General features: G+C 60.0%; 21 protein-coding genes. 19 read left to right on the top strand and 2 right to left on the bottom strand.

All coding sequences use genetic code 11. From position 1 onward, the window contains the following. The first annotated feature begins 114 nt into the window (after window positions 1-114). The 17 genes from ARB25_RS02175 to ARB25_RS02095 all read left to right on the top strand — a co-directional run bounded on the left by ARB25_RS02175 (window position 115) and on the right by ARB25_RS02095 (window position 19,900). On the top strand, window positions 115-864 hold the full coding sequence (locus ARB25_RS02175; protein WP_006234857.1) for an SDR family NAD(P)-dependent oxidoreductase: 750 nt from the start codon (window positions 115-117) through the stop codon (window positions 862-864). A 108-nt stretch (window positions 865-972) separates the two neighbouring features. Then, on the top strand, window positions 973-1,989 hold the full coding sequence (locus ARB25_RS02170; RefSeq protein WP_229065319.1) for a 2-keto-3-deoxygluconate permease: 1,017 nt from the start codon (window positions 973-975) through the stop codon (window positions 1,987-1,989). A 467-nt stretch (window positions 1,990-2,456) separates the two neighbouring features. After that, complete coding sequence (gene pflB / locus ARB25_RS02165; protein WP_035137643.1) at window positions 2,457-4,508, top strand: formate C-acetyltransferase; 2,052 nt, start codon at window positions 2,457-2,459, stop codon at window positions 4,506-4,508. 85 nt (window positions 4,509-4,593) lie between these two features. Further along, window positions 4,594-4,845 (top strand): autonomous glycyl radical cofactor GrcA3, encoded by a 252-nt coding sequence (gene grcA3, locus ARB25_RS02160; RefSeq protein WP_006234861.1) that lies wholly within the window; start codon window positions 4,594-4,596, stop codon window positions 4,843-4,845. Between the two features lie 411 nt (window positions 4,846-5,256). Continuing rightward, entirely contained in the window at window positions 5,257-6,267 is a 1,011-nt protein-coding gene (locus ARB25_RS02155) for a LacI family DNA-binding transcriptional regulator (protein ID WP_055285417.1), read from the top strand. A gap of 184 nt (window positions 6,268-6,451) precedes the next feature. Further along, on the top strand, window positions 6,452-7,834 hold the full coding sequence (locus tag ARB25_RS02150; protein ID WP_055285416.1) for a family 43 glycosylhydrolase: 1,383 nt from the start codon (window positions 6,452-6,454) through the stop codon (window positions 7,832-7,834). Window positions 7,835-7,879: 45 nt separating this feature from the next. Continuing rightward, window positions 7,880-9,331: a PTS transporter subunit EIIC gene (locus ARB25_RS02145; RefSeq protein WP_055285415.1), complete on the top strand. Its 1,452-nt coding sequence runs from the start codon at window positions 7,880-7,882 to the stop codon at window positions 9,329-9,331. A 95-nt stretch (window positions 9,332-9,426) separates the two neighbouring features. After that, window positions 9,427-10,875 (top strand): glycoside hydrolase family 32 protein, encoded by a 1,449-nt coding sequence (locus tag ARB25_RS02140; protein WP_055285414.1) that lies wholly within the window; start codon window positions 9,427-9,429, stop codon window positions 10,873-10,875. A gap of 277 nt (window positions 10,876-11,152) precedes the next feature. Then, the gene (locus tag ARB25_RS02135; RefSeq protein ID WP_055285413.1) at window positions 11,153-12,007 is read left to right on the top strand and encodes a DegV family protein; all 855 of its coding nucleotides are present in this window, start codon (window positions 11,153-11,155) and stop codon (window positions 12,005-12,007) included. 186 nt (window positions 12,008-12,193) lie between these two features. Continuing rightward, window positions 12,194-13,012 (top strand): pyruvate formate-lyase-activating protein, encoded by an 819-nt coding sequence (pflA, locus tag ARB25_RS02130; protein WP_055285412.1) that lies wholly within the window; start codon window positions 12,194-12,196, stop codon window positions 13,010-13,012. Window positions 13,013-13,276: 264 nt separating this feature from the next. Then, the gene (locus ARB25_RS02125) at window positions 13,277-14,395 is read left to right on the top strand and encodes a serine hydrolase (RefSeq protein WP_172676306.1); all 1,119 of its coding nucleotides are present in this window, start codon (window positions 13,277-13,279) and stop codon (window positions 14,393-14,395) included. Window positions 14,396-14,473: 78 nt separating this feature from the next. Continuing rightward, complete coding sequence (gene mtnN / locus ARB25_RS02120; protein ID WP_055285410.1) at window positions 14,474-15,214, top strand: 5'-methylthioadenosine/S-adenosylhomocysteine nucleosidase; 741 nt, start codon at window positions 14,474-14,476, stop codon at window positions 15,212-15,214. A 38-nt stretch (window positions 15,215-15,252) separates the two neighbouring features. Next, window positions 15,253-15,843, top strand: a complete 591-nt coding sequence (gene yihA, locus ARB25_RS02115) for a ribosome biogenesis GTP-binding protein YihA/YsxC (protein ID WP_055285409.1) — start codon at window positions 15,253-15,255, stop codon at window positions 15,841-15,843. A 425-nt stretch (window positions 15,844-16,268) separates the two neighbouring features. Then, entirely contained in the window at window positions 16,269-16,724 is a 456-nt protein-coding gene (locus ARB25_RS02110) for an IS110 family transposase (protein ID WP_055285408.1), read from the top strand. A 143-nt stretch (window positions 16,725-16,867) separates the two neighbouring features. Further along, window positions 16,868-18,106: an IS21 family transposase gene (istA, locus tag ARB25_RS02105; protein ID WP_082421817.1), complete on the top strand. Its 1,239-nt coding sequence runs from the start codon at window positions 16,868-16,870 to the stop codon at window positions 18,104-18,106. Beyond that, the gene (gene istB, locus ARB25_RS02100; RefSeq protein ID WP_055285406.1) at window positions 18,103-18,891 is read left to right on the top strand and encodes an IS21-like element helper ATPase IstB; all 789 of its coding nucleotides are present in this window, start codon (window positions 18,103-18,105) and stop codon (window positions 18,889-18,891) included. The genes istA and istB overlap by 4 nt, the downstream gene beginning before the upstream one ends. 136 nt (window positions 18,892-19,027) lie before the next feature. Further along, window positions 19,028-19,900 (top strand): IS110 family transposase, encoded by an 873-nt coding sequence (locus ARB25_RS02095; RefSeq protein WP_055285405.1) that lies wholly within the window; start codon window positions 19,028-19,030, stop codon window positions 19,898-19,900. Window positions 19,901-20,023: 123 nt separating this feature from the next. Here ARB25_RS02095 and thrB read toward each other — a convergent pair whose 3' ends face one another. Together thrB and thrC are read right to left on the bottom strand one after the other, a co-directional pair. Further along, a complete protein-coding gene (thrB, locus tag ARB25_RS02090; protein ID WP_055285404.1) occupies window positions 20,024-20,905 on the bottom strand; it encodes a homoserine kinase in 882 nt (293 codons plus the stop codon). A gap of 203 nt (window positions 20,906-21,108) precedes the next feature. Then, window positions 21,109-22,626: a threonine synthase gene (thrC, locus tag ARB25_RS02085; protein WP_055285403.1), complete on the bottom strand. Its 1,518-nt coding sequence runs from the start codon at window positions 22,624-22,626 to the stop codon at window positions 21,109-21,111. 104 nt (window positions 22,627-22,730) lie between these two features. Here thrC and ARB25_RS02080 point away from each other — a divergent pair, with 104 nt between their 5' ends. Together ARB25_RS02080 and ARB25_RS02075 are read left to right on the top strand one after the other, a co-directional pair. Beyond that, complete coding sequence (locus ARB25_RS02080) at window positions 22,731-24,119, top strand: aspartate kinase (protein ID WP_055285402.1); 1,389 nt, start codon at window positions 22,731-22,733, stop codon at window positions 24,117-24,119. Window positions 24,120-24,292: 173 nt separating this feature from the next. Beyond that, window positions 24,293-25,318: an aspartate-semialdehyde dehydrogenase gene (locus ARB25_RS02075; protein WP_055285401.1), complete on the top strand. Its 1,026-nt coding sequence runs from the start codon at window positions 24,293-24,295 to the stop codon at window positions 25,316-25,318. Window positions 25,319-25,450 lie beyond the last annotated feature (132 nt).

Genomic DNA, 25,450 nt, shown 5'->3' with positions numbered 1-25,450 from the left:
CACGCGGTTAGGCGAGGGGTTGTCACCACCATGACGACTGGGACTCATATAATCGCCACGTGCGATGCTCCAACTTCCCGCAAGGAGACACCTTACATAAAGGGGGATGGAGTCATGGCATTTGACTTCACGGGCAAGACCGCGATTGTCACGGGCGGCACTCAGGGCATTGGCCTCGAGATCGCCAAGGGCATCGTCGCGGGCGGCGGACATGTCGCGCTCATCGCAAGGAACGCTGCTAAGGGCGAGGCCGCTGTGGCCGAGCTTGGCGAGGGCAACAAGTTCTATCAGCTCGATGTCGCCGATGCGCCCAAGGCGCGCGAGACCGTCGAGCAGATTTTTACGGACCTGCCGCAAACCAACATCCTGATCAACTGCGCTGGCGTCATCAGCACCAAGAAGTTTGACGAGATCGATGACACCGAGTGGCGTCGCACCATCGACATCAACCTCAACGGTACCTTCACTATGATGAACGCCGTGTACCCGCACTTTAAGGCGGCCCATGCCGGCACTATCGTCAACGTGAGCTCTGTTGCGGGCAAGATCGGCGGCGGCCTGCTCGGCACCGCTGCCTACGCTAGCTCCAAGGCCGGTGTTAACGGTCTAACCAAGGCAGTCGCCAAGGAAGGCGGCAAGTTCGGCGTTCGCTGCAACGCCGTGTGCCCGTCGCTCACGTTGACCGATATGACCTCGATTCTCTCTGACGAGAACTCTCAGCGCATCATCAACGGTATCCCTCTGGGCCGCGCCGCCCAGGCCAGCGAGCCTGCGCAGATGGTGCTGTTCTTCGCTTCCGACCTCGCCAGCTTCGTGAACGGCGAGATCGGTGACTGCGACGGCGGCATCGTCCTGGACGGGTAATACCCCGCGATGATTATTCGGCGACGGCTCCTGCGACTCGGGACCGTCGCCTTCTTTCTGATATAGGCGCATGCGGCTACGATTCGCATGCATCCAAAGGAGATATATATGAGTGAATCGGCTGCGGTGGAGGCGCCGGCGGCAAAGGAGCCGTTCTTTAAGATGTCCTCCATCCCGGGCGCCAATATCTTGGTGCCGCTTCTGTTGGGCTGTCTGCTCAACACGCTATTCCCCGACCTGTTCAAAACGCTCGGCAGCTTTACGCTTGGCATGACCCAGCAGGGCGCTGGCCCGCTCGTGGGCGCTTTTTTGCTCATCGTCGGTACGACGATTTCGTTTAAGAGCGCTCCTGCCGCCGCTGCCCGCGGCGCCATCATCATCGCCGTCAAGCAGATCGTGGTCGTTGCCATGTCGCTGCTCATCCTTTATGTGTTCAACGACAACTTGTTTGGCATCTCTGCCATGGTGATGCTGGCGGCTTGCACCGGCGCCAACAACGCTATGTACGCTGGGCTGATGGGTACCATGGGCAACGAGGCTGAGCGTGGCGCTGTCGCCATCACCACGCTGGTTGTCGGCCCTCCGGTCACGATGATCGTGCTCGGCGCTGCCGGCCAGGCCCCGATCGGCTGGTCGCTCGTGGGTGCCATTCTGCCGATCGTCGTCGGCATTATTCTGGGTAACCTGTTCCCCAGCTTTAAGAAGATGATGGCACCGGCACTTTCCGCCATCATCGTGCTCGTCTTCTTTGCCATGGGCTCGACCATGACCTTTGGCCAGCTCATTAATGGCGGTCTCCCCGGTATTCTGCTCGGCGTGATCTGCTCGGTGGTCTTTGCAATTCCCGTTATCGCGGTCGATAAGCTCACGGGCGGTACGGGTGTCGCAGGTGCGGCCATTTCGAGCTGCGCCGGAGCCAATGTGGCCACGCCTGCTGCCATGGCAAGCGTCAACGAGGCCTTGTACGGTGGCGCCGTGCTCGCGACGGCTACGGCACAGGTTGCCGCCTGCGCAATCGTGACGGCTATTTTGACCCCGCTGGTCACCAGCTGGTGCTACAAGCATTTTGAGGGCCAGCAGAGCAACGGCAAGGCAACGACCGACAAGGCCGCCTCAGCCGCCTAATGCCAAACGGCAATCAAAGCTAAAAACTAGCTACGCCACAGGGCGGCCACGGGGGATCCCGTGGCCGCCCTGCAGTTTCTGTAGGGTCTCTGGGACACTTTACCCTGCTAAAGCTGGCATAACAGCTAGAGTGAACGTCGTACAAAGGCAAGGAAAAATAACATACAAATCGGTGAACGGTAGCTGTCCGCGCTCGCATTTCCTGCGGGTTTGTAAAAAACGCCCTTATGATATAAAAAAAGAAACATATAACAGCCCAGATGGAGAGGGTCGCTATGTTATCCTTCTCAAACGGGTGAAATCTTGGGTTTTGGGTTGTAGTTCCAAGGTGGACAAACGTTTTTCTCTGCACCAACGTGTGGTGAAGAACGGAAGAAGCCGGTAGTGCAAGCCGAACATTCAAGAATTCAATAAGCAGCGGTGTGAGAGAGCGCCGCATAACACGTAACTAGGAGCGTGGTTACACAATGCAGGAGGCATGGGAAGGCTTCAAGGAAGGCATTTGGACGGGAGAGGTTGACGTCCGAGACTTCATCCAGAAGAACTACACCCCCTACGAGGGCGACGAGTCGTTCCTCGTCGGCCCGACCGAGCGTACCAAGGAGCTGTGGGGCGAGGTTCTCGACCTGCTGCTTAAGGAGCGCGAGCAGGGCGGTGTCCTCGATATGGACACCAAGACCGTTACGGGTATCGTGAGCCACCCCGCTGGCTACATCGATAACGCCCACCGCGAGAAGGAGACCATCGTCGGTCTCCAGACCGACAAGCCGCTCAAGCGCGCGCTGCACGTCAACGGCGGTATCCGCATCGCTTGCCAGGCTGCCAGCCAGCACGGCTATAAGGTCGACGAGAACGTTGTCGAGCGCTACACCTTCGAGCGTAAGACCCACAACGCTGGCGTCTTCGATGTTTACACCCCCGAGATGCGTGCTTGCCGCTCGGCTCACATCATCACCGGTCTGCCCGATGGCTATGGCCGCGGCCGTATCATCGGCGACTACCGTCGTGTTGCCCTGTACGGCGTCGACTACCTGATCAAGGACAAGGAGGCCCAGAAGGCTTCCACCCCGACGGTCATGACCGCCGACAACATCCGCGACCGCGAGGAGCTGCAGGAGCAGATCCGCGCCCTCGGCGAGCTCAAGATGATGGCCGAGACCTATGGTTTCGATATTTCCAACCCTGCCACCAACACGCAGGAGGCCATCCAGTGGATGTACTTCGCCTACCTTGCTGCCGTTAAGGAGCAGAACGGCGCCGCTATGTCCATCGGCCGTACCTCTACGTTCATCGACATCTACGCTGAGCGCGACCTTGCCAACGGTACCTTCACCGAGGAGCAGATCCAGGAGTTCGTGGATCACTTCATCATGAAGCTCCGCATGGTCAAGTTTGCCCGTACCCCCGAGTACCAGGCCCTGTTCACCGGCGATCCGCAGTGGGTCACCGAGTCCATCGGCGGCATGGGTGTTGACGGCCGTACGCTCGTTACCAAGATGAGCTACCGCTACCTGCACACGCTCGAGAACATGGGCACCAGCCCCGAGCCCAACATGACCGTTCTGTGGTCGACCCGTCTGCCCGAGAACTTCAAGAAGTTCTGCGCCAAGACTTCTGTCGCCAGCTCCTCGATTCAGTACGAGAACGACGACCTCATGCGTGTCTATCATGGCGACGACTACGGTATTGCCTGCTGCGTGTCCTCCATGCGCATCGGCAAGGAGATGCAGTTCTTCGGCGCCCGCGCCAACCTGGCCAAGTGCCTGCTGTACGCACTCAACGGCGGTGTTGACGAGGTCTCCAAGAAGCAGGTCGGTCCCAAGTATCGCGCCGTCGAGGGCGATACGCTCGATTACGACGACGTTGTGGCCAAGTACAACGACATGATGAAGTGGCTCGCTGGCGTGTACGTCAACTCGCTGAACATCATTCACTACATGCACGACAAGTACTGCTACGAGCGCATCCAGATGGCTCTGCACGACAAGCACGTGCACCGCTGGTTCGCTACGGGCATCGCTGGCCTTTCCGTCGTGGCTGACTCCCTGTCCGCCATCAAGTACGCCAAGGTCCACCCCGTCCGTGATGAGAACGGCATCATCGTCGACTTCGAGACCGAGGGCGAGTTCCCCAAGTACGGTAACGACGACGACCGCGTCGACCAGATCGCTCACGACGTTGTGCACCAGTTCATGGAGTACATCCGCATGAACGACACCTATCGCAACTCCGTGCCCACGACCTCGGTTCTGACCATTACCTCCAATGTCGTGTACGGTAAGAAGACCGGCTCCACGCCCGACGGCCGCAAGGCTGGCCAGCCGTTCGCCCCGGGTGCTAACCCCATGCACAAGCGCGATAGCCACGGCGCCATCGCTTCGCTGTCTTCGGTTTCCAAGCTCCCGTTCCGCGATGCTCAGGACGGCATCTCCAACACCTTCTCCATCATCCCGAGTGCGCTCGGCAAGGAGGATCAGGTGTTCTTTGGCGATATCGACCTTGATCAGCTGGGCGAGTAACTATTGTTAGTGCTATACTAACAATAACGATTACTGATTAGTGCGCCGGTTTCGGCCGGCGCCTATCGATCGAAGGAGACACATTATGAAGGTTTCTGAAGTTTCCGAGACTCAGGCCGATAACCTGGTCCACATGCTCGACGCTTACGCCGAGAAGGGTGGCCACCACCTGAACATCAACGTCTTCAACCGTGAGACGCTGCTCGACGCTCAGGCTCACCCCGAGAAGTATCCGCAGCTGACCATTCGCGTTTCCGGCTACGCCGTGAACTTCCACACGCTCACCAAGGAGCAGCAGGACGAGGTCATTGCGCGTACCTTCCACGACAAGTTCTAAAAGGACTCAACTCCCACCGGAGACCCGGTAAGGCCTACGCACTTTGCCTCTCAAACGTCCTCGCCGCTTCGCGGCTGCGGAATGTTTGCGAGACAAAGTGCTCCCGGCCTTGCCGGGTCTCCTGCGTTGTCGTCCTTTAGGGAACCACGCTAAATTAAATTGGTGTCCTCGGACATGCAAAGAGGCTCGCTGCGCACTTCGTGCGGCGAGCCTCTTTGCGTCCTGCGGAATTTTTTGGGAGATAGCCCAAACAGCCCCGGCGGGGGTCCTGTGTAGTCACCCTTTAGGCGGAACTCTCCTAATTATTTGGATGAGTCGTTTACTTACTTGTACTGTTACCGTCTTCCCGCTCTTGTTGGGGTATGCTTTGTTCGTATGTAAACGTATGACATGTTGATGGGGGAGGGTGCTATGGCTCGCGAGGGCGCTCGTTCTAAGGATTCGGCTAAGCCTGGCATCAAGGAAGTTGCAGCGGTGGCGGGGGTTTCGCCTACTACGGTATCTCGCGTGCTTAATAATCGCGGCTATATTAGCCAAGAGACCCGCGATAAGGTCCATGCCGCGATGAAGCGCATCAACTATACGCCCAACGATATCGCCCGTGCCATGCTCAACGGTCGCCTGAATCTTATCGGTATGATCGTCCCCTATGTCAGCAGTCCGTTTCATGCCCAAGTGGTTCAAGTCATTGAGCATACCCTGGCCGAAAACGGTTTTAAGATGCTGCTGTGCAATAGCGCCAATCGACCCGAGCTTGAGCGCTCTTATATCGACATGCTTCGACGCAATATGGTTGATGGCGTCATCGTCAACTCGCTTAATATCGGTGCCGAGGCGTATGCCGAGATGGGCTTGAGTCTGGTTGGTATCGACTGCGACCTTGGCGAGGCCTCTGTTCAGATTGCGAGCGACAGCTATAGCATCGGCGAACTTGCCACGCGTCGCCTGATCGATGACGGATGTTCACGCATCCTGTGCCTGCGCAGCAATAGCCGCATGCGCATGCCTGCCAATAAGCGTACCGATGCCTACCTCGATGTTGTTGAGCAGGCCGGTTTGCCCGCGCTTGTCCGTGAGGTCGAGTTCGTTAAGCCCGACGACGAAAAGAGCGCGGTCGTTGCGAAGATCCTCGATGAGAACCCCGATATTGACGGCATCTTTGCGGGAGACGACACGATGGCGGCTATCTGTCTTAACGTGATGAAGCAGCGCGGCTTGAGCGCTCCGGGCGATATTAAGGTCGTGGGCGCGGATGGTGCCCGCCGCACTATGACGTTTATGCCTGACTTAACAACCGTACGCCAAGATATCGATCGCATCGGAGAGCTCGCGGCGCAATCCATCATTGCTCTTGTTAACGGCGAAAAGCCCGAATCGAATATCAAGCTCCCCGTTGAACTCATTGAGGGTAAAACCGCGTAGTTCATCCCGTGCCAAAAGAATTCCTCAAACACCTCTGATGACCGTTCGCCGGCATATGTCAACCGTTTGCCGACGACTGGAACTGCAAAAAGACGTATTGGTATGAAAACGTTTGACATATGAAAACGATTGACATATCTTGCAGTTGTACCGAGTTAGTATCACGTGGGAAAGGAAGTCTCGGATGCACAAGGTGTATTACCAGCCTGAGGGAATTTGGGTAGGCGACATCATGCCGTACGGCGAGGACGGCACGTTCTATCTCTATCATCAGCGTGACACGCGAAACCCCGGACCTTTCGGAGAGCCGTTTGGCTGGGCACTCGCGACAACCAAGGACTTCGTCAATTACAAAGACTTTGGCGAGAGCCTTGAGCGTGGCGGCGACGAGGAAGTCGACCAGTATGTTTATGCCGGCACGGTGTTTAAGGTGGGCGACAAGTACCATGCGCTCTACACTGGTTGCAATCGCGATAAGGTCAAGGCGCGCTTGATGAAGCAGGTTCTTCTTCACGCAACGAGTGACGACGCCGTCAAGTGGGAGAAGAACATCGCTGAGACGCTGCTTCCGCCCCGGGAGGGTTACGATGACCGCAACTGGCGCGATCCCTTTGTGCTTTGGGATGAGGAGAACGAAGAGTACATGCTCATCCTCGGCACGCGTGTGGGCGAGGACAAGCGTTTGATGACCGGTCGTCTGGTCAAGTTCACCTCCAAGGACCTGGATACCTGGGAGTTCCAGGGCGACTGGTGGAATCCGGGCCTGTACACCATGTTCGAGATGCCTGATCTCTTTAAGATGGGCGACTGGTGGTATCTGGTGTTCTCCGAGTACAGTGATGGCAACAAGACCCGTTACCGCATGTCTCGCTCTATCAACGGTCCTTGGATCACTCCTGCGGACGATTCCTTCGATGGCCGCGCGTACTATGCCGCGCGTACCGCATTTGACGGCGAGCGCCGCGTTCTCTTTGGTTGGGTTCCTACGCGTGACGAGGGCGGCGACCCCAGCTCTTACCTATGGGGTGGCACCTTTATGCCCCTCGAGATCGTTCAGCGTGCCGACGGAACGCTCGGCACCAAGCTCCCCGACAGCATGCTTGGCGCCTTTGGCGAGGCTAAGGCAGTCGAGACCTTTGAGCTTTCCTGCGAGTCGGGCAAGGTCGAGCAGGTGCTCGCCGCGGATGCCGGCTCCACCTACTTGCTCGATGCCGACATTGAGCTCGGCGGTAACGCTGCCGGCTTCTCGGTCAAGTTCGCCGAGGACGCCGAGACCGGTCTTGCCTATGAGTTCCGCGCCAACCTGCGCGAGGGCAAGCTCGAGTTCACGCCGGCTCCCCAGTACCCGTGGTTCCAGGTCAACAACATGGGCCTCGAGCGTCCGTTGTTCTTTAAGGGCGAGGGCACTCACCATGTGCGTCTGGTCGTCGACGACGACATCGCGACCATCTTTGTCGATGATGTTGCGCTCAACGCTCGCTTCTGCAACAAGCAGGGCCAGGGTGTGGCGCTTACCGTCACCGACGGTGCGCTCAAGTGCGCAAACGCAACGATCGCGTCTCTGTAGCGGCAACGAACCGTTTTATGATTTAGAAAAGGAATGGAGAGGAACATGGACTACAAGGCAGTGTCCCAGCAAGTCGTCGACAACGTCGGCGGACTGGAGAACATCGAGGGCGCCACGCATTGCGTGACCCGTCTGCGTCTGGTGCTCAAGGATACGAGCAAATACAACAAGGCCGAGCTCGAGAACATCGATGGCGTCAAGGGCGTGCTGTACAACAGCGGCCAGCTCATGATCATCTTTGGTACCGGTACCGTCAACAAGGTTTACGATGAGTTTATGGCTCTGACGGGCGTCAAGGAGATTAGCGCTTCCGAGGTCAAGGGTGCCGAGGCGGACAAGAAAGGCAAGTTCTTCTCGGTCCTCAAGGTGTTCTCGGACATCTTTATCCCCATCATTCCTGCCTTCGTCGGTGCCGCTATCATCATCGGCCTTAAGTCGTTGATCGTTGCCAACGGCCTCTTTGGCATGGAGGGCAGTCTCGCCGATCACAGCGAGTTCCTCAAGAACCTCGCAAGCTTCTTTGCCATTATCGCCACCACGTTCGACTACCTGCCTGTCCTGGTTATGTACAGCGCGGTCAAGCGTTTTGGCGGTAACCCGATCCTGGGCATCCTCGTCGGTATCGTCATGGTTCACCCGAGTCTTATGAACCGTAACACGTTCGTTATGGACCCGACGGGTGCTGAGTACTGGAACTTCGGTCCGCTATCCATTCCCATGGTTGCTTTCCAGGGCGGTGTGTTCCCTGCAATCCTGACTGCCTGGTTTATGGCCAAGGTCGAAAAGATTGCCCAGAAGTACATCCCCGAGGTCGTCTCGTTTGTCTTTGTCCCGACCGTTACCCTGATTCTTGCTAACGTTGCCCTGTTCACCGTGTTCGGCCCGCTCGGCAACCTGATCGGCGACGTCCTCGCTGGCGTAATCGATGTCCTGTACAACAGAATGGGCGTCTTTGGTGCCTTTGTCTTCGCCGCGTTCCTGCAGCCGCTCGTCGTTACCGGTACGCATCAGTTCATCCAGGGTATCGAGGCCAACCTCGTTGCCACGACTGGCTTCAACTACATCCAGGCCATCTGGTCGGTTTCCATCATCGCCCAGGGCGGCGGCGCCATCGGCATGTACCTCATTCACAAGAAGCACTCCAAAGAGCGCAACATCTGCATGTCGTCCTTTATTCCGACGCTGGTCGGTATCTCCGAGCCCGCTATCTTCGCTGCAAACATGCGCTATTCGATCATTCCGTTCATCTGCGCATGCATCGGTGCAGGCTGCGGCGGTGCCTTCGTGAAGTTCTTTGAAGTGCGCGCTATCGGTCAGGGTCTGACCGGTGTGCTTGGCCTGCTCATCGTTACGCCCGAGACTCTCGTGTGGTATGTGGCTGGTAATCTTATCGCCTTTATCGTGCCGATCTTCTTGATCTTTGCCTACAACAAGGCAAAGGGCGTTCCGACCACCGATGAAGAGGGCGCTGGTGCTGGCTTCGATGTCAGCTTCTAGTTGAGCCGTTCAGCGTAATGTGCGGATAAGTCCATTTGAGGAAGGGCGCTCGGCTCGTGCGAGTCGAGCGTCCTTCCCTATAGACGAGAAAGTCAATGGCGATGTTTAATCAAAAAAATAAGGTGACACGCGCGGACTATGATCAGTGGCGTGCCGGACAGGATGAGACGGCTGGTCGCATCGCGTCCGACCCCGATAGGCTCCTGTTCCATGTGGAGCCTGAGCTTGGCTGGCTCAACGACCCCAACGGTTTGGTTCAGATTGGTGATACGTATCACATCTATCATCAATACGATCCGTTCGATGCTGCGCATGGCGGTCCAGTGCTTTGGAACCATCTGACGACAAAGGATTTTGTGACGTACGAGAATCACGGCCCTGTGCTGTTCCCCGATTCCGATTTGGATTCGAACGGAGCGTATTCTGGTTCTGCCTTTGTACGCGATGGCAAGATTCACTACTTCTATACCGGCAACGTCAAGCATTTTGACCGCGATGATTACGACTACGTGTTGACGGGCCGTGAGCAAAACCAGATTCATATGGTTGCCGAGAATCCCGACGAATTGGGCGAGAAGTGCATAGCTGTTGGACCGGTCGATTACCCCGACGATATCGGTACGCACGTGCGCGACCCCAAGATCCTTGAGCACGATGGTATCTACTACATGGTTCTGGGCGCTCGTACGAAAGACGACCGTGGCTGCGTGCTTGTCTATACCTCGCGCAATCTTGAGGACTGGAGCTATGCGACGCGCATTGAGTTGGGCGAGAAGTTTGGCTTTATGTGGGAGTGCCCCGATCTGTTTGAGCTCGATGGCGAGCTTATTCTCGTTTGCTGTCCGCAGGGTGTGCCTGCCGATGGTTGGCGTTACCGCAATCCGCATCAGTGCGTGTGGTTCCCCATCGAGGCCGATTGGGAGGCGCCGAGCTTTAAAATCGTCGGGCAGGGCATGCCCCCGATGGTCGATGCCGGTTTTGATTTCTATGCTCCGCAGTCCTTTGAGGATGCTGCAGGCCGGCGTTTGATGATCGGATGGTCGGGTTGCCCCGATGCGACGGCAGAAAACCCGACGGTGGCGCGCGGGTGGCAGTGCGCGTTGACGGTGCCGCGAGAGCTGAGCATGCGCGATGGTAAGCTCTGCCAGCAGCCGGCGCACGAGATTGAGAGGATGCGCGGCGACTGCGTTCGCGCGACAGGCGGTGAAACCGTTGAGGAGCCGGGACGCCTGTTTGATCTTGTGGTTTCCTGTGAGGGCGCCAAGATGGTCGAGCTCGAAATCCGCAAGGGTGTCTTTGTACGTTATGCGGACGGGATGCTTACCCTCGACATGGGTGACGAAGGCTATGGGCGCGACCAAAGGTCGATCGAGCTCAGCGAGCTTCGCGACCTGCGCGTGCTTTCGGACACTACGATGGTCGAGATTTTTGCCAACAGCGGCGAGGCGGCACTTACGAGCCGTACCTATTCGCCGGCGGTTTCGGCGATGGGGTTGCATGCCGAGGGTGCGGCGTCGATGGATTTCTACCGCCTCGCGCATTAACCGTGCGTGGAGCACGATTGGACTTGCCGGGCGGAATGTGTCGCAGTTGCCGCAGCGAACTACCGTTTATCGCGTATAGCGACCGTTTGCGGGATAAGTAACACTCCTTAATAAACCGTGTAGAATCTCAGATAAGCACGGAGTTTTCCAGGGAGACGCTGTCCTTTGTTATGTGCAAAGGGCGGCGTCTCTTTGGCGCTTGGGGGTCGTTCTGTAGCAGGACGGCGGGCGTGTGTCACATATTAAAAAGCCAACGTCGAGATGGGTCGTGATAATAATGGGCAAGTACATAATCGTGGTTGAATCTGGTTCGGATGTGACGCCAGAGCTCTGCGAGCGCTACGGCATCGTGCGCGTGCCTATGCATGTCACGATTGGTGACGAGACCGTCGAGGACGGCTCGATCGATCCGCTCGAGATTTACTCGCGCTGCAACGAGTTTGGCGTAATGCCCAAGACCAGTGGCTGCGCGCCTGCGGATTTTGCGCACGTATATGACCGCATCCATGCCGAGCAGCCCGATGCGACCATTCTGCATCTTGCGTACTCCGAGGTCACGACCTGCTCGCATCAATCATCGAAGATCGCCGCCAAGGGTCGCGATTACGTCTACTCCATGGACACGCGCTTTGTTTCGGTAGGCCAGTCGCTCGTTGTCGTCGAGACCGCCAAATACATCGAGGCTCACCCCGATGCCACCGTCGACGAGATCTTTGCATTTACGAACTCCGTCATGGACCGCGTGCTGTTGGGCTTTGTTCCTACCGACCTTGCCTTCCTTAAGGCGGGTGGTCGCTTGTCCAACGTCGCGTTCCTAGGCGCTCATCTGCTCAAGATTAAGCCCTGCATTGAGGTGGCGGGTGGTAAGTTCGTGGCGACCAAGAAGTTCCGCGGTTCTATGCTTAAGTGCGCCCGTGCCTTTATTGATCATATGGTAGAGAAGGGCGAGATCGACTACTCGCATATTGGCCTGGCGTATTCGGTGGGTCTTTCCGAGGAGTTGCGCGACGACATGGAAGTCTATGCACACGATCTTGGCTTTAAGGACGTTACCTGGACTCAGGTCGGCGGCGTCATCTCGAGCCACTGCGGCCCGACTGCTTTCGGCGCGGTGCTCACGCTTAGGGCATAAGGTCTGGCGTCTATCGATATCTATTGCCTCGGCGGCGGGCGGGTTGTGACAACCTTCCCGCCGCTTTTGCGTGGAGTCAAATAGGACAACCCAATTGACCGCTAAACCGTTTTGTCATCATGCGTATGGGATAGAATGTCTCTGGCATTTATGTAGCTAAAACCAAAGAGAGGCAAGGTAGCGGGAATGGCTGAGATGACGCTCGAGGGTGTGGACGCTCGTCCCGAGGACTCTGCGTTTGCCCTGGGCCGCGTACATTCGATTGAGACGATGGGAACGGTCGACGGACCCGGCATCCGCTTTGTGGTGTTTGTTCAGGGCTGCCCCATGCGCTGCGCGTATTGCCACAATCCCGATACCTGGTCGGTCAACGGCGGCACGATGGTGACCGTCGAGCACCTCATGGATGAGTTCCAGAGTAACCACGAGTTCTATCGCAGCGGCGGAATTACGGTGTCCGGCGGCGAGCCGCTCCTACAGCCTGAGTTTTTGGCCGACCTGTTCCGTGCAATGCACAACAACCCCGATGGCCGCGTGCATACCTGCTTGGACAGCTGCGGCTATGCGTTCGATCCCAACCACCCCGAGAAGTTCGATGCCGTTCTCAACGAGACCGACATGGTGCTGCTCGACATCAAGCATGCCGATCCGGCTGAGCATAAAAAGCTGACCGGCTGCGATCCTGCACGTATCCTGGCGTTTGGCGATGAGCTGGCGCGACGCAGGATCAAGGTCGTTATCCGTCACGTGGTGGTGCCGGGCATTACCGACACGGTGGAGGAGTGCGAGGCGCTCGGTCGCCTGATTGCCCCATGGCATAACGTGGTCGGTCTGGAGATGCTGCCGTATCACACCATGGGTGTCGTCAAATATGAGCAGTTGGGGATTCCCTATAAGCTTGAGGGCGTGCCCCAGATGGATACCGCTCGCATGCCCGAGCTGCGCAATGCCGTTATGACCGGCATGAAAGAGCGCCGTGCGGAGCTGAAAAACGCCATCGGCTAGCGTACCATTTTCGTTCCCCAAGGACACTCATTGGGGACAGACTTAAATGAGTGCCCCTGGGCACCTAGTTGATTGCTAAAGAGCCCCGTTCTAAAAAGACTGCTCTCTGGGTTGCGGTGAGATGCGCAACAGAATCGTGCCATTTGGATAAATGCGCTTGTGGTTTCTTTAAAGACACCTTAAACGCCGCTGAATATCTTTGGAAAGAAATGCATGCTCGGTATCATGCTGCTCGTATATAAACGGTGGCAGTCAGGAGACCACGTGCGAAACATCGCATCGCGGGACGAGTATGTGCCGCAGCATGGCAGCAGATATAAGACGAAGGGCACGTCTTCGCGTGGCCTTGCCGGCGCTCGCATCCGCGTGAGGAAGATTGCCGCCATTGGGATGCTAACGGCGGCGGTTATTATCCTCGGAATTACCGTTAAAACCTACGCCTCGGAGCGAACGGTGCGCTCAGATGCGTTAACGGTACAGCTGCAAAACGAAAAGGTTTCAAAGTCCAAAGCGTCGGCAGATCAAGCTCTGTCGACGGCAGGTCTCAAGACGAGACTTTCGAAGGCGGACTTCAACGATATCCCTTCGGGTGATACCGTTCAGACCTTCTCGTTGGTGGATAACAAGACTCCTACCTTGGAGGATGAGAGCCTTGCCTTGCTCCAGGATGCCCTGAGTCAGGCGCAGGAGCTGGGCGACGTGGGCGTAGTGTTCTGCGACCTATCGAGCGGTAGGGGCGTGACGTATAACGCCGATGTTGAGGTGTATGGAGCGAGCAGTTATAAGGCGCTGTATGCACTCTATATTTGCGAGATGTTGGTCGAATCGGGGCAGGTGTCGCTCGATGGGCCTTTAGCCACGTATGGTGATTACAGCATGGGCTGGCAGACGGTGCGCAACCTTATCGAGAATGCCGTCGTCAACTCAGACAACGATTCGTTTATCGCGTTACGCGCGGCGTTTGACCATGATGGCTATGAGGATTGGATTGCCAATCTGGGTGTTGATGACGAAACGGCACTGAATCCGATGAGTGATTTTCCGACCTACTGCCCGCGCACCTCGGCAAAGTTGTGGCGAGAGATGAGTGAGTATTTGAGCTGTGACACCGAGGCGTCGCAATGGCTGTCGGGCCTTCTGGCATCAACATCGCGCTCGTTTATTCGCGATGGCATTGCGGACGAGCAGGTTTTGGTGCGCAACAAGGCAGGCTGGATTAGCGAGGATGGTTACTACTCGACATGCGATGCGGGCCTTATCGACATCGATGGCTGTACCTATGTCATGGGTATCATGACATCGATGCCGTGGAGCGACCGCTCGAGTGAGGTTACGGCCGCGATTGCAAAGGCTCTGTTTGATACGCGAGCTGCACTGGCTTAGCGTGTTCGTTTGACGAGGTCAAACAAAATGCTGGTACCATACCGTGGTTGAGAATTTCGAATAGGTTTGGGGAATGGCATGGCTACCATTGCGATTATCGGTGCGCTCGAAAAAGAGATCATGCAGATTAAGGAAGAGCTGAGCGACGTTTGCGAGGCACGGGAGGCAGGCTTGACCGTTGTGAGCGGTGAGCTCGACGGCCTGACAGTTGTCGCCACAACGGCGGGCATGGGCACGGTGAACGCCGCCGCTGCAACACAGCACCTCATTAGCAAGTATGCTCCGCAGGCTGTTGTGTTTTCGGGCATTGCGGGCGGTTTGAACCCCAAGCTCCATATCGACGACGTGGTCATTGGCAAACGCCTACGCTATCTGGATACCGATACCGCGCTTATCGCCGAGTCCGCACCGGGGCTCGAGGAGTTTGGCTCGACGCCCGCGCTGGTCGATATTGCCGCCGACGTGCTTGCTGAGCGTGGGTTTGTTGACGCTTCGACAAATGCAGTCGCTTCGAATGAGGGCACCAAGCAGTTCCTGGTCGGCACGATTGCCACGGGTAACCGCTTTGTGACGGGCGCCACCATGCGCAACGACGCTATCGAGGCGACGCATGCCGATTGTGTCGGCATGGAGGGCGCGGCAATTGCCCATGTCGCAACCAAAAATGGTGTCGATTGCCTGGTGTTGCGCGCTATCAGCGATAATTGTGACGAGGCGTACGATGCAATTTGCGAGCGCGAGTTCGATCTGTTCGAGTACGCGCGTGTCGCAAGTGACATCACGCTCGATATCGTCCGCCGCATTGCCGCTGCGCAATAGCGCGTCTATTTGTAAGAACCTACGACCAAGGAGTGTCCATGGCCGATTCCATTAACTATCAGCTTGCCAAGTTCGTTGCCAGCTACGGCAAGGTTTCGCAGATTCCCGAGTCCACCTGCCCTGAGGTGAGCTTCGTCGGCCGCTCCAACGTGGGCAAGTCCTCCATCATGAACAAGCTCTTTGGCCGCAAGAACCTGGTCAAGGTTTCCAGTACGCCGGGCAAGACGAGCAATATCAATTTCTTCGAGGCCGACGATGTGCACTTTGTGGACCTGCCGGGCTACGGTTTCGCGCGTCGCTCCAAGGCCGAGCGCGACCGTTGGGCCGAGCTTATCGGCGACTTTTTTGACTCCGAGCGCAGCTTTAACCTGGTTGTGTCGCTGGTGGACATTCGCCACGACCCCAGTAAACTCGACCATGACATGATCGACTACCTGCAGGGCAACGAGTTCAACTTTATCGTCTGCCTCACCAAGGCCGACAAGCTCAGCCGCACCCAGCAGGCCCGCCAGGCAGCAGCCATCAAAAAGCAGCTCAACGTCCCGGCCGAAAACGTAATCATCACAAGCTCCCAGACCGGCACCGGCATCGATGAACTCAAGTGCCGCATCGCCGAGGCCTGCCTCTAGTAAGGGCTCCAGTCTAGCAAGAGCCCCTATCAATAAAAGGCCATAATTTCAGCCCGGCGCCCCTTTAAAGCGTGGGTCCCTGTAGACATCGCCAGTGACGTTACCATAGGGCCACCCAGGGGCATCCCCTTAAAAACATTCCGCACTGATATCTTCTGTATTGAAGACGTCGATGGTGCACCCGTATACCATTGACGTCGACACCATCAGATGCGGACCGCGCGGTGACCCCACATTCCGCTGGCGCCCACAGGGCTGCCCTCGTTTCCTGACATGTCCCGCGCGGGCCGCGGCGAGCCGAGACCGCCGCATGACCTAATAGGAGCATGGAGCGATACCGCGGACCCGAACAACCGCATTCTATCGCGCCCCGTCAGTGTGCCGTCTGCCCGGTCCAGGCGAGCACGGAAAGAACGGAGCGAGACATGCAAAACGAATCGACACCCGGCGCCCGCGGGCCGGTCTTCTGCGGGGTCGACACCCACGCCGACTCGCACTGGCTGTGCGTCCTGGACTGGAGGGGCCGCAAGGTCCTGTCCCGCCAGTTCCCCGCCGACGCGGCGGGCTACGAGGCGCTCGCCGGGGCGATCGCGGCGGCCGGGGAGCCGGCCTGCGTCGCGATGGAGGGGACGTCGTCCTACGGGGCGGGCCTCACCAGGCACCTCGCGTCGCTTGGGATGCCCGTGCGCGAGGCGCTCTCCCCGGCGAGGATGCAGAGGAGGCGCCCGGGGCAGGGAAAGTGCGACGAGTCGGACGCGGAGAGGGCGGCCCGCGCGGCGATGTCCGGCTCAAGGCTCGGGACCCCCAAGAGCCAGGACGGGTGGGTCGACGGGGTGCGCTGCATGCTCGCGGCGCGCTCCGGGGTGTTAGCGCTACTGTAAAAACAACCAATTTCGCCATCGCACTTTAGCCGATTCCGCCAACGCAATTTCCCCGATCACGCCAACGCATTTTCACCATTTCCACCAACGCCGGGGCTTACGCTTCGACCGACAAGCGAACGATGCTTTCGGGAGGAGCGGCCGTGGCGGAGAAGAACCTGATCGGAGAGTTGGACATGTACAGGGAAGCGGGCATAAAGCCCAACTTCAGCGACATAGCGAAGCGCTACGGCAAGGACAGGCACACCGTGGCGGCGTACTGGAGGGCCGAGGGCGGCCGGCCCCGCGACGGGCGCGCCGACAGGGCGGGCTCCTTCGACGCGCACATCGAGGAGGTGGCCGCCAAGGCGCAGCTGCCGGGGGTCACCAAGAAGGGCATCCACGAGTGGCTGCTGCACAGGTATCCCGGCGAGAACCTGGCCGGCTACAACGCCTTCACCCAGTTCATGCGCAAGAACGGTATCGCCGTCGGGGCCTCCGTCGGCCCGGAACCGCACCCGCGCTTCGAGACGCCGCCCGGGCTGCAGCTGCAGTTCGACTGGAAGGAGTCGGTCAGGATGGCGAACCGCGACGGCGAGCTGTTCGAGTTCAACGTGTTCGCGGCGACGCTGGGCCATTCCCGCAGGCACATATTCATCCGGTCGGGGACCAGGACGACCGACGACCTGGTCAGGTGCATGTACGCCACGATCGCGAGGCTCGGCGGCGTGCCCCGCGAGTGGGTCACGGACAACATGTCCGCCCTGGTGACGGTCAAGGGCGGCAGGCGCCTCAAGGTCCAGCGCGCATACGAGTTCGCCAAGGCCGCCGGCTTCGAGCTGAAGCTGTGCCGCCCGCGCAGCCCCCAGACCAAGGGCAAGGTCGAGTCGTCGAACCGCTTCCTGTCGCGGCTCGCGGCCTACCAGGGCGACTTCGACGGCTGGGACGACATCGACGAGATCATCGCGCGGATCGAGGACGCCAGCAACTCCGAGCCCAACGAGACCACGGGGCTGCCGCCCTCCGCGCTGTTCATGGAGGAGAAGGACGCGCTGCTGCCCGTCGGCAACCTCCGCGCCCTCGAGGAGGCGATGGGCGACGTGGTGCGCGTGGCCAGGGTGCCGGCCACGATGCTGGTCAGCGCGCACGGCGAGCCCATGTCGGTGCCCAGGCGCTGCATCGGCAGGCCCGCCCGCATCGTCTGCATGCCCGGCGGCGCGATGGACTGCTACGTCGGCGGCGAGCTGGTGGCGACGCACGTGGCGGGCGGGCCGGCCTACGACCCGGCGCACTACGCCGAGGCCATGGCCGGGAAGCGCTGGTTCGGCGACGCCGCCGGCGACATCGAGGCGGCCGCCGCCGCCAACCTCGGGCTGCTCGACTCGATAGGGGGCTCGCTGTGAGCGCCGCGGTGCAGGCCAGCCCGCTCAACCGCCTGGCGGCCAATCTCGAGGAGCTGGGGCTCGAGGGCATGGCGTCGTCGGTGCCCGAGTACGTCAGGCTCGTCGCCGACGGGAGGAAGAGCCTGGTCGACGCCATGCTCGAGCTCACCGACGCCCAGATAGCCCTCAAGCGGCGCGCCGACGACGAGCGCCGCACGAGGATGGCCAACTTCCCCTACATAAAGACGCTGGCCGACTTCGACTGGGGTTTCCAGCCGAGCGTGCCCCGCGGGCTGGTCGAGCAGCTGGCCACGCTCGAGTTCGTCGACCGCGGCGACAACGTCGTGCTCGTCGGCAGCCCGGGCGTCGGCAAGACCCACCTGTCGATAGCCATAGGCCACGAGGCGGTGATGGCCCGCAAGCAGGTGTACTTCGCCGACTGCTCGAGGCTGGTCGAGGACCTCAAGCACGCCTCGGCGAAGGAGGCGCTGGCGCGCAGGATGCGGTTCTACGAGCACTGCAGCCTGCTGATAATAGACGAGCTGGGCTACCTCGATATCGGGAAGGAGGGCGCCGACCTGCTGTTCCAGCTGGTGAACAGGCGCTACGCGCTCAAGCGGTCGACGATCGTCACGACCAACGTGCCGGTCGGCAGGTGGGGCGACGTGTTCGGCAGCAACGTCACGGCCTCGGCGGTCGCCGACAGGCTGTGCCACCACTGCGCGATGATCAAGATAACGGGCCGGTCGTACCGCCTGAAGGACGTGTCCATCGGCGGTGAGGACGGGAAGGAGGAGGGCGCCTAGGCGCCGAAAGCGGCACATCCGCGTTGGCGAATCCGGCGTATCCGCGTTGGCGCGATTGGCGAAAATGCGTTGGTGGAAATGGTGAAAATTATATTGACGCTAACACCAGGACGGGTGGGTCGACGGGGTGCGCTGCATGCTCGCGGCGCGCTCCGGGGCGGTGAAGGCGCGGACCTCGGCGATCAACACCGCGAGGTCGCTGCTCACCACCGCCCCGGAGGGGCTCAGGTCGAGGTTCCGCGGGATGGCGGGGCCGAGGCTGATGGAGGAGCTCCCCTCCGTGCGCGCCGAGGGCGCGCTGGGCGCCGCGCTCGGCGCGCTGGCGGACCTGTGGGCGGCGGCGCGCGACGCGGCGCTCGACATGGAGCGCGCGATCGAGGCGTCCCTGGAGGAGAACTGCCCCGCGCTGCTGGCGATGTACGGGTGCGGGCCCGTGAGCGCGGCCAAGCTCGCGGTCGCGGCCGGGGACAACCCGGGCAGGCTGCGCTCCGAGGCGTCGTTCGCGGCGATATGCGGGGCCTGCCCAATCCCCGCCTCGAGCGGCAAGACCGTGAGGCACAGGCTCAACAGGGGCGGCGACCGGCAGGCGAACAGCGCTCTGCACGAGATCGCGAGGCAGAGGGTCATGCGCGACCCCGAGACCGCCGAGTACGCCGAGAGGGCCAGGGCGCGGGGGAAGAGCGACAGGGAGGTCATGAGGTGCCTCAAGCGCTACGTGGCCAGGGAGGCGTACCGGGCGCTGATGCGCCCGCACGAGGTCAGGAGGCCCGAGGACGCCTCGGGGCTCGTGGCGGCCAGGCGCGCGGCGAGGGTCAGCCAGGTGAGGGCGGCGTCCATATTGGGAACCAGCGAGAAGTACATCTCGATGCTGGAGAGGGGCCAAAGGGAGCTCAAGCCCATAAGGAGGGCCTACGAGGCATGGGTCGAGGCCGGACTTCCGCTCGATTGGGACAGGCAAGCCTTCGAGGCCGAGCGCAAAATGGATTCTAAAAAACACCTTGCCAAATAGGAGCGTCAGACCAGGAAACCCCCTTATCCGCAGCTCCGAAGGAGCAGGATAAGGGGGCCTCAAGTGCGAGGACGTTTTTAAGGGGATGCCCCTGGGCGGCCCGGACAGACCGATCGGCGATGTCTACAGGTACTCGATTTGAGCGCCCTCGGTGTCGCACGTGAGGATATGCGTGTCACACTTGGGGAACTGCTCACGCAGCTTGACCTGCAGGAACTTTGCCACGATGGTGTCGTCGGTCACAGCCATGAGGGTCGAGCCCGAGCCGCTAATCCAGATGGTTTTAGCGCCGCCGTTAAGGCAGGTGTCGCGCACGGCGTTGTAGTCGGGGATGAGGCGGCGGCGATAGGGCTCCTGGATGCGGTCGTCGTTGGCGGCGGCAATCAGGTCGAGGTCACCAGTCTCCAGGCCGCGCGTCATGCCGGCGATGCGGCCCATTTGCCATACGGCGGTGGAGAGTGGAATCTCCTGTGGCACAACCTTGCGGGCCTCGCTCGTATGCACCTCGTAGGGCGGAATCACGGTAATAAAACGCAAGCGATCGCTCACCTCGTAGCGCAGGCACTGGGGGAGCGAATCAGTCGGCGTAAAGGAGCAGACGGCGCCGCCCAGGATGGCGGGGGCGACGTTATCGGGATGGCCCTCGACCTCGGTGGCGATGCGGACGAGTTCGGCGCGGTCGACGGTGTGGCCTGTCAGCGCGGCGGCAGCCATGATGCCGGCGACGACGCAGGTGGAGCTGGAACCCAGGCCGCGGGCGACGGGGACGTCGGTCTGAATGTCGATAGCGACGGGGAAGGCCGGCTCGCCCCATGCGGCCAGCGCATCGACAAAGCTCACATAGACCAGGTTATTCTCGTTTTGGAACTCCTTGGGGCAGCCCGTGATGGTGAGCTTGTCGGCGCGCTCGAAGGTGAAGTGCGAGTAGAGGCCGACGGCCATGCCGAGGGTGTCGTAGCCGATGCCTAGGTTGGCGCTTGTTGCTGGGACGGTGATTTTGATCATGTGGGTCCTCCTGGCGTGCCTGGCTGTTTAGTTCGCTGCTCGGACAGTCCTGCGCAAGACGGAAAGCACATTAAGTGCTTTCCTTTGCGTGCGGAACTCACGACGAACTAAACAGCCAGGCACGCTGTGCGCGTTCGTCATCATCCCGAGGGTTATCTGATGAAAGAAGGTGCGCCGGCTTTCGCCGGCGCTTAATAAGGGATCTAGTTGGTGCTCATTCGTTTTGCTGCGGACTCGACGTAGCTGGCCATTTCGTCGACGTCACAGACGTCTTCGAAGCGGACAGGTTTGGACTCGAGCTCGGCGAGCTGGGTCGGGGCGACCGTGTTGGTGGCCTGCTCGAGCACGCGCATAGCCTCAAAATCGTCCTCGGGAACGTTGAGGCCCAGGGCATCGCAGCAGGCGCGCGGGAACTTGTAGGGGCTGGCGGTCGAAAGCAGCACGCGGGCCTTGGCGCCCTCGGTGGGGGCGACCTGCTCAAAGACGTGATAGCCGCAAGCGGTGTGCGGGTCGATCACGTAGCCGTTGGCATCCCAGCAGCTCTTGATGGCGGCGCGAACCTCGTCCTCGCTGGCCCAGCCGCAGCCAAATACGCTCTGGATCTTGGCCAGCAGCTCGGCAGGCACCTCGTAGCGACCAGTCTGTGCCAGCTGCTCCATAAGGCCGGCAACGAGTTCGCAGTCGCCATCGGACAGGAAGTAGAGCATGCGCTCCAGGTTGGAGCTGATGAGGATGTCCATCGATGGCGAGATGGTCGTGAAGAACGGGCGGTTGCGGTCGTAGACGCCGGTGGTCAGGAAGTCAGCAAGAACGTTGTTCTTGTCGCTCGCGACGATGAGCTTGGCGACGGGTAGGCCCATGCGCTTGGCGTAGTAGCCGGCCAGGATGTCGCCAAAGTTGCCGGTCGGCACACAGAACTCTACGGCGTCGCCGGCCTCGATGGCGCCGGCGCGCAGCAGCTGCGCATAGGCGGCAAAGTAGTAGACGACCTGCGGTACCAGACGGCCGACATTGATGGAGTTGGCGCTAGAAAGTACTGTGCCGGCGGCCTCAAGACGCTCGGCAAGCTCCTTATCGGCAAAGATGCGCTTGACGGCACTCTGGGCGTCGTCGAAGTTGCCGCGGATGCCACAGACAGCGACGTTGTCGCCTTCCTGCGTGGACATCTGCAGGTTCTGCACGCGGCTGACCTTGCCCTCGGGATAAAAGACGGTAATGCCCGTGCCCGGAGCATCGGCAAAACCAGCGAGTGCGGCCTTGCCCGTGTCGCCAGACGTGGCGGTGACGATCATGATGCGCTCGGCGCCGCCGTCCTTGGCAGAGGTGCGGGCCATCAGACGGGGGAGCATCTGCAGGGCGACGTCCTTGAAGGCGCTCGTGGGGCCGCCAAAGAGCTCCATCACATAGGTCTGAGGGGCGTCGGCGCCCGGTGCGGCGTCGAGTTTGACGAGCGGCGTAACCTCTTCACTCGCGAACGTGCCGCGGTATGCCTCGTCGACACACGCCGAAATTTCTTCGGCCGCGTAATCATTCAGTAACATTCCCAACACATCTTGAGCGATTTCAAAGTACGATTTATCTGCAAGCGAGCTGATATCGACCTGCTGGGTGCCAAGCTCGTCCGAGACAAACAAACCCCCGTCGGGAGCGATGCCGGTGCGGATTGCCACCTTACTTGAGCACGATAAAGTGCGTCCTCGTGTACTATGATAAGTTCCCATATAACACTGCTCCTCGGATGCCTTGGTCCCAATCGGTGAAACCATGGTATCAGAGCGCGCAAAATAGGTTCGCAGAGGCTTTTTAGAAAGGTAACCTCCAGCCCATGATTAAGATTGCCAAGTTTGGCGGCTCGTCGGTCGCCGACGCCGAACACTTCAAGAAGATCAAGGCCATTGTCGACGCCGACCCTGCCCGCCGTTTTGTGGTGGTTTCTGCCTGCGGTCGCCGCTTTAAGGGCGACACCAAGGTGACCGATCTGCTCTACTTGGTCAACGCGCACGTCAAGTACCACGTGTCGTGCGAGGAGCTGCTCGAGGACATCGGCCAGCGCTACTTTGATATCGCTGACGAGCTAGGGCTCACCTATCCCATCCGCGAAGAGTTCGCGGCCTTTGCCGAGCGCGCCCGCTCCGGTGGCTACTCCACCGAGGAACTCGTGAGCCGCGGCGAGTACTTTACCGCCCGTCTGATGGCCGAGTACCTGGGTCTGCCGTTCCTGGACGCTGCGACGGTTGTGGCGTTCCATCATGACGGTACGCTCAGCATGAATCGCACCTCCGAGCTGGTGCAGGAGTACGGTCAGCAGGGCGGCTTTGTTATGCCCGGTTTCTACGGCGCGACGCGCGAGGGCCAGATTAAGCTGCTCGATCGTGGCGGCGGCGATATTTCCGGCTCGATCCTGGCCAAGTGCCTGGGCGCCGATCTGTACGAGAACTGGACCGACGTCTCGGGCTTCTATTCTGCCGATCCGCGTATTGTTCCCGAGGCTCAGCCCATTGCGCGCGTTACCTACGAGGAGCTGCGCGAGCTTTCGTACATGGGCGCAAGTGTCCTGCACGAGGAGGCCGTGTTCCCCGTGCGCGAGGCAGGCATTCCGCTGGTCATCAAGAACACCAATGCGCCACAGGACCCCGGCACCATCATTAGCGAGACGGCTGATGAGGGCGAGGCAGAGCCCATCATTACCGGCGTGACCGGCAAGCGCGGTTTTGTCGCCATCAACGTGGCCCGCGACCGCACCAAGCCCCGCGTTGGCTTTATGCGCCGTGCGCTTTCGGTCTTCGAGCGCTATGACGTTTCCGTCGAGCACATGCCCACCGGCGTCGACCGCTTTGGCGCCGTGGTGCAGGAGCAGGACGTGCACGATTCGCTGTACTCGCTCGTGGGAGACATTCAGCAGGAGGTCGAGCCGCTCGAGATCGAGGTTGTCGAGGGCCTGGCGCTTATCGCTACCGTTGGCCGCAACCTGCGCGGCCGCGCCGGCATCTCCGGCCACCTGTTTGGCATGCTCGGCCAGGCTGGCGTGAGCGTGCGTATGATTTCGCAGAGCTGCGACGAGATCAACATCATCATCGGTGTCGAGGAGAAAGACTTCGATCTGGCGATTCAGACCATCTACCGTGCTTTCTCCGACGAGAACGGTATCGTGAAGGTCTCCGACCTGGAGCCCGCCGAGCCGCTCGAGCCCGCCCTGGCCGCACTCCACAAGTAGTTTCCATCCCGGTAGATTTTTGGGATGTCCCAAAAATCTACCGTTGGGCGTTTCGTTTCGGTTTCGTTTCGACGGGGCGGGTTTTGTATCCGCCCCGTTCTTGTATAAACTGGGCAAGAATATCCGGCCTGCTTGGCGTGCGGGCGATAGCCACAACCTTTAAAGGGGGAAGCATGAAACAGTACACGGTTGCTATTTTGGGCGCGACGGGAGCCGTGGGCACCCAGATGCTCGAGTGCCTAAACGAGCAGGAGTTCCCGGTTGGCAAGCTCAAGCTGCTGGCGAGCGCGCGTTCTGCGGGCAAGACCGTCGAGTTCCGCGGCGAGCAGATCGTGATTGAAGAGGCTTGTCCCGAGGCCTTTGAGGGCTGTGACATCGTACTTGGCGCCGCCGGCGACGATATCGCGAAGGAGCTACTGCCCGAGGCCGTCAAGCGCGGCGCCGTCGTAGTCGACAACAGCCATGCCTTCCGCATGGATCCCGAGGTGCCGCTGGTCGTGCCCGAGATCAATGCCGATGACATTAAGTGGCACCACGGCCTGATCGCGAACCCCAACTGTGCGACCATCATCGGCTTGGTTCCCACGTGGCCGCTGCATCAGCTCGCCGGTGTGAAGCGCATGATCGTTTCGACGTACCAGGCGGCTTCGGGCGCTGGCGCTCCCGGTATGGCCGAGCTCGAAGCACAGCTTGCCGCCCTGGGCCGTGGCGAGGAGATTCCCGAGCCGCGCGCTTTTGCCGCCCAGCTGGCGAGCAACCTGATTCCGCAGATTGGCGGCGTCAAGGAGGAGGGCTTTACTTCCGAGGAGATGAAGCTGCAAAACGAGGGCCGCAAGATCATGCACCTGCCCGAGCTGCGCGTGAACTGCACCTGCGTGCGCGTGCCGGTGCTGCGCTCGCACTCCGAGAGCATTACGCTCGAGTTTGAGCGCGACATCACGGTAGAAGAGGCCCGTGCTGCGCTGGCTGCCGCTCCGGGCGTGAAGCTGGTTGACGACATGGACGCCGAGGATGCACACGATCGCTTCCCCATGCCGATGGATACGTCCGACCAGGACCTGATCTGGGTCGGTCGCGTGCGTCGCGACATCTCGAACCCCGAGGCCGCGCGCGGTATCACCTTCTGGTGCTGCGGCGACCAAATCCGTAAGGGCGCGGCAACCAACGCCGTCCAGATCGCTAAGCTGCTCTGCGAGTAGTGTGGCCTGTCCGGCGGGGGCCGGGCTTAGTTTTCAGAACGTCCTCGACCATGTGTGGCGCCTTGTCCTGCTCCTTCGGAGCCGCGGACAAGGCGCCACACTGGTCTGCGGAGTGTTCTGAAAGCTAAGTCC

The sequence above is a fragment of the Collinsella aerofaciens genome (assembly GCF_001405375.1).
GTDB classification, from domain to species: domain Bacteria; phylum Actinomycetota; class Coriobacteriia; order Coriobacteriales; family Coriobacteriaceae; genus Collinsella; species Collinsella aerofaciens_F.
Note: the sequence above shows the minus strand (reverse complement) of the source record. Positions and strands in the feature narration are given on the sequence as shown.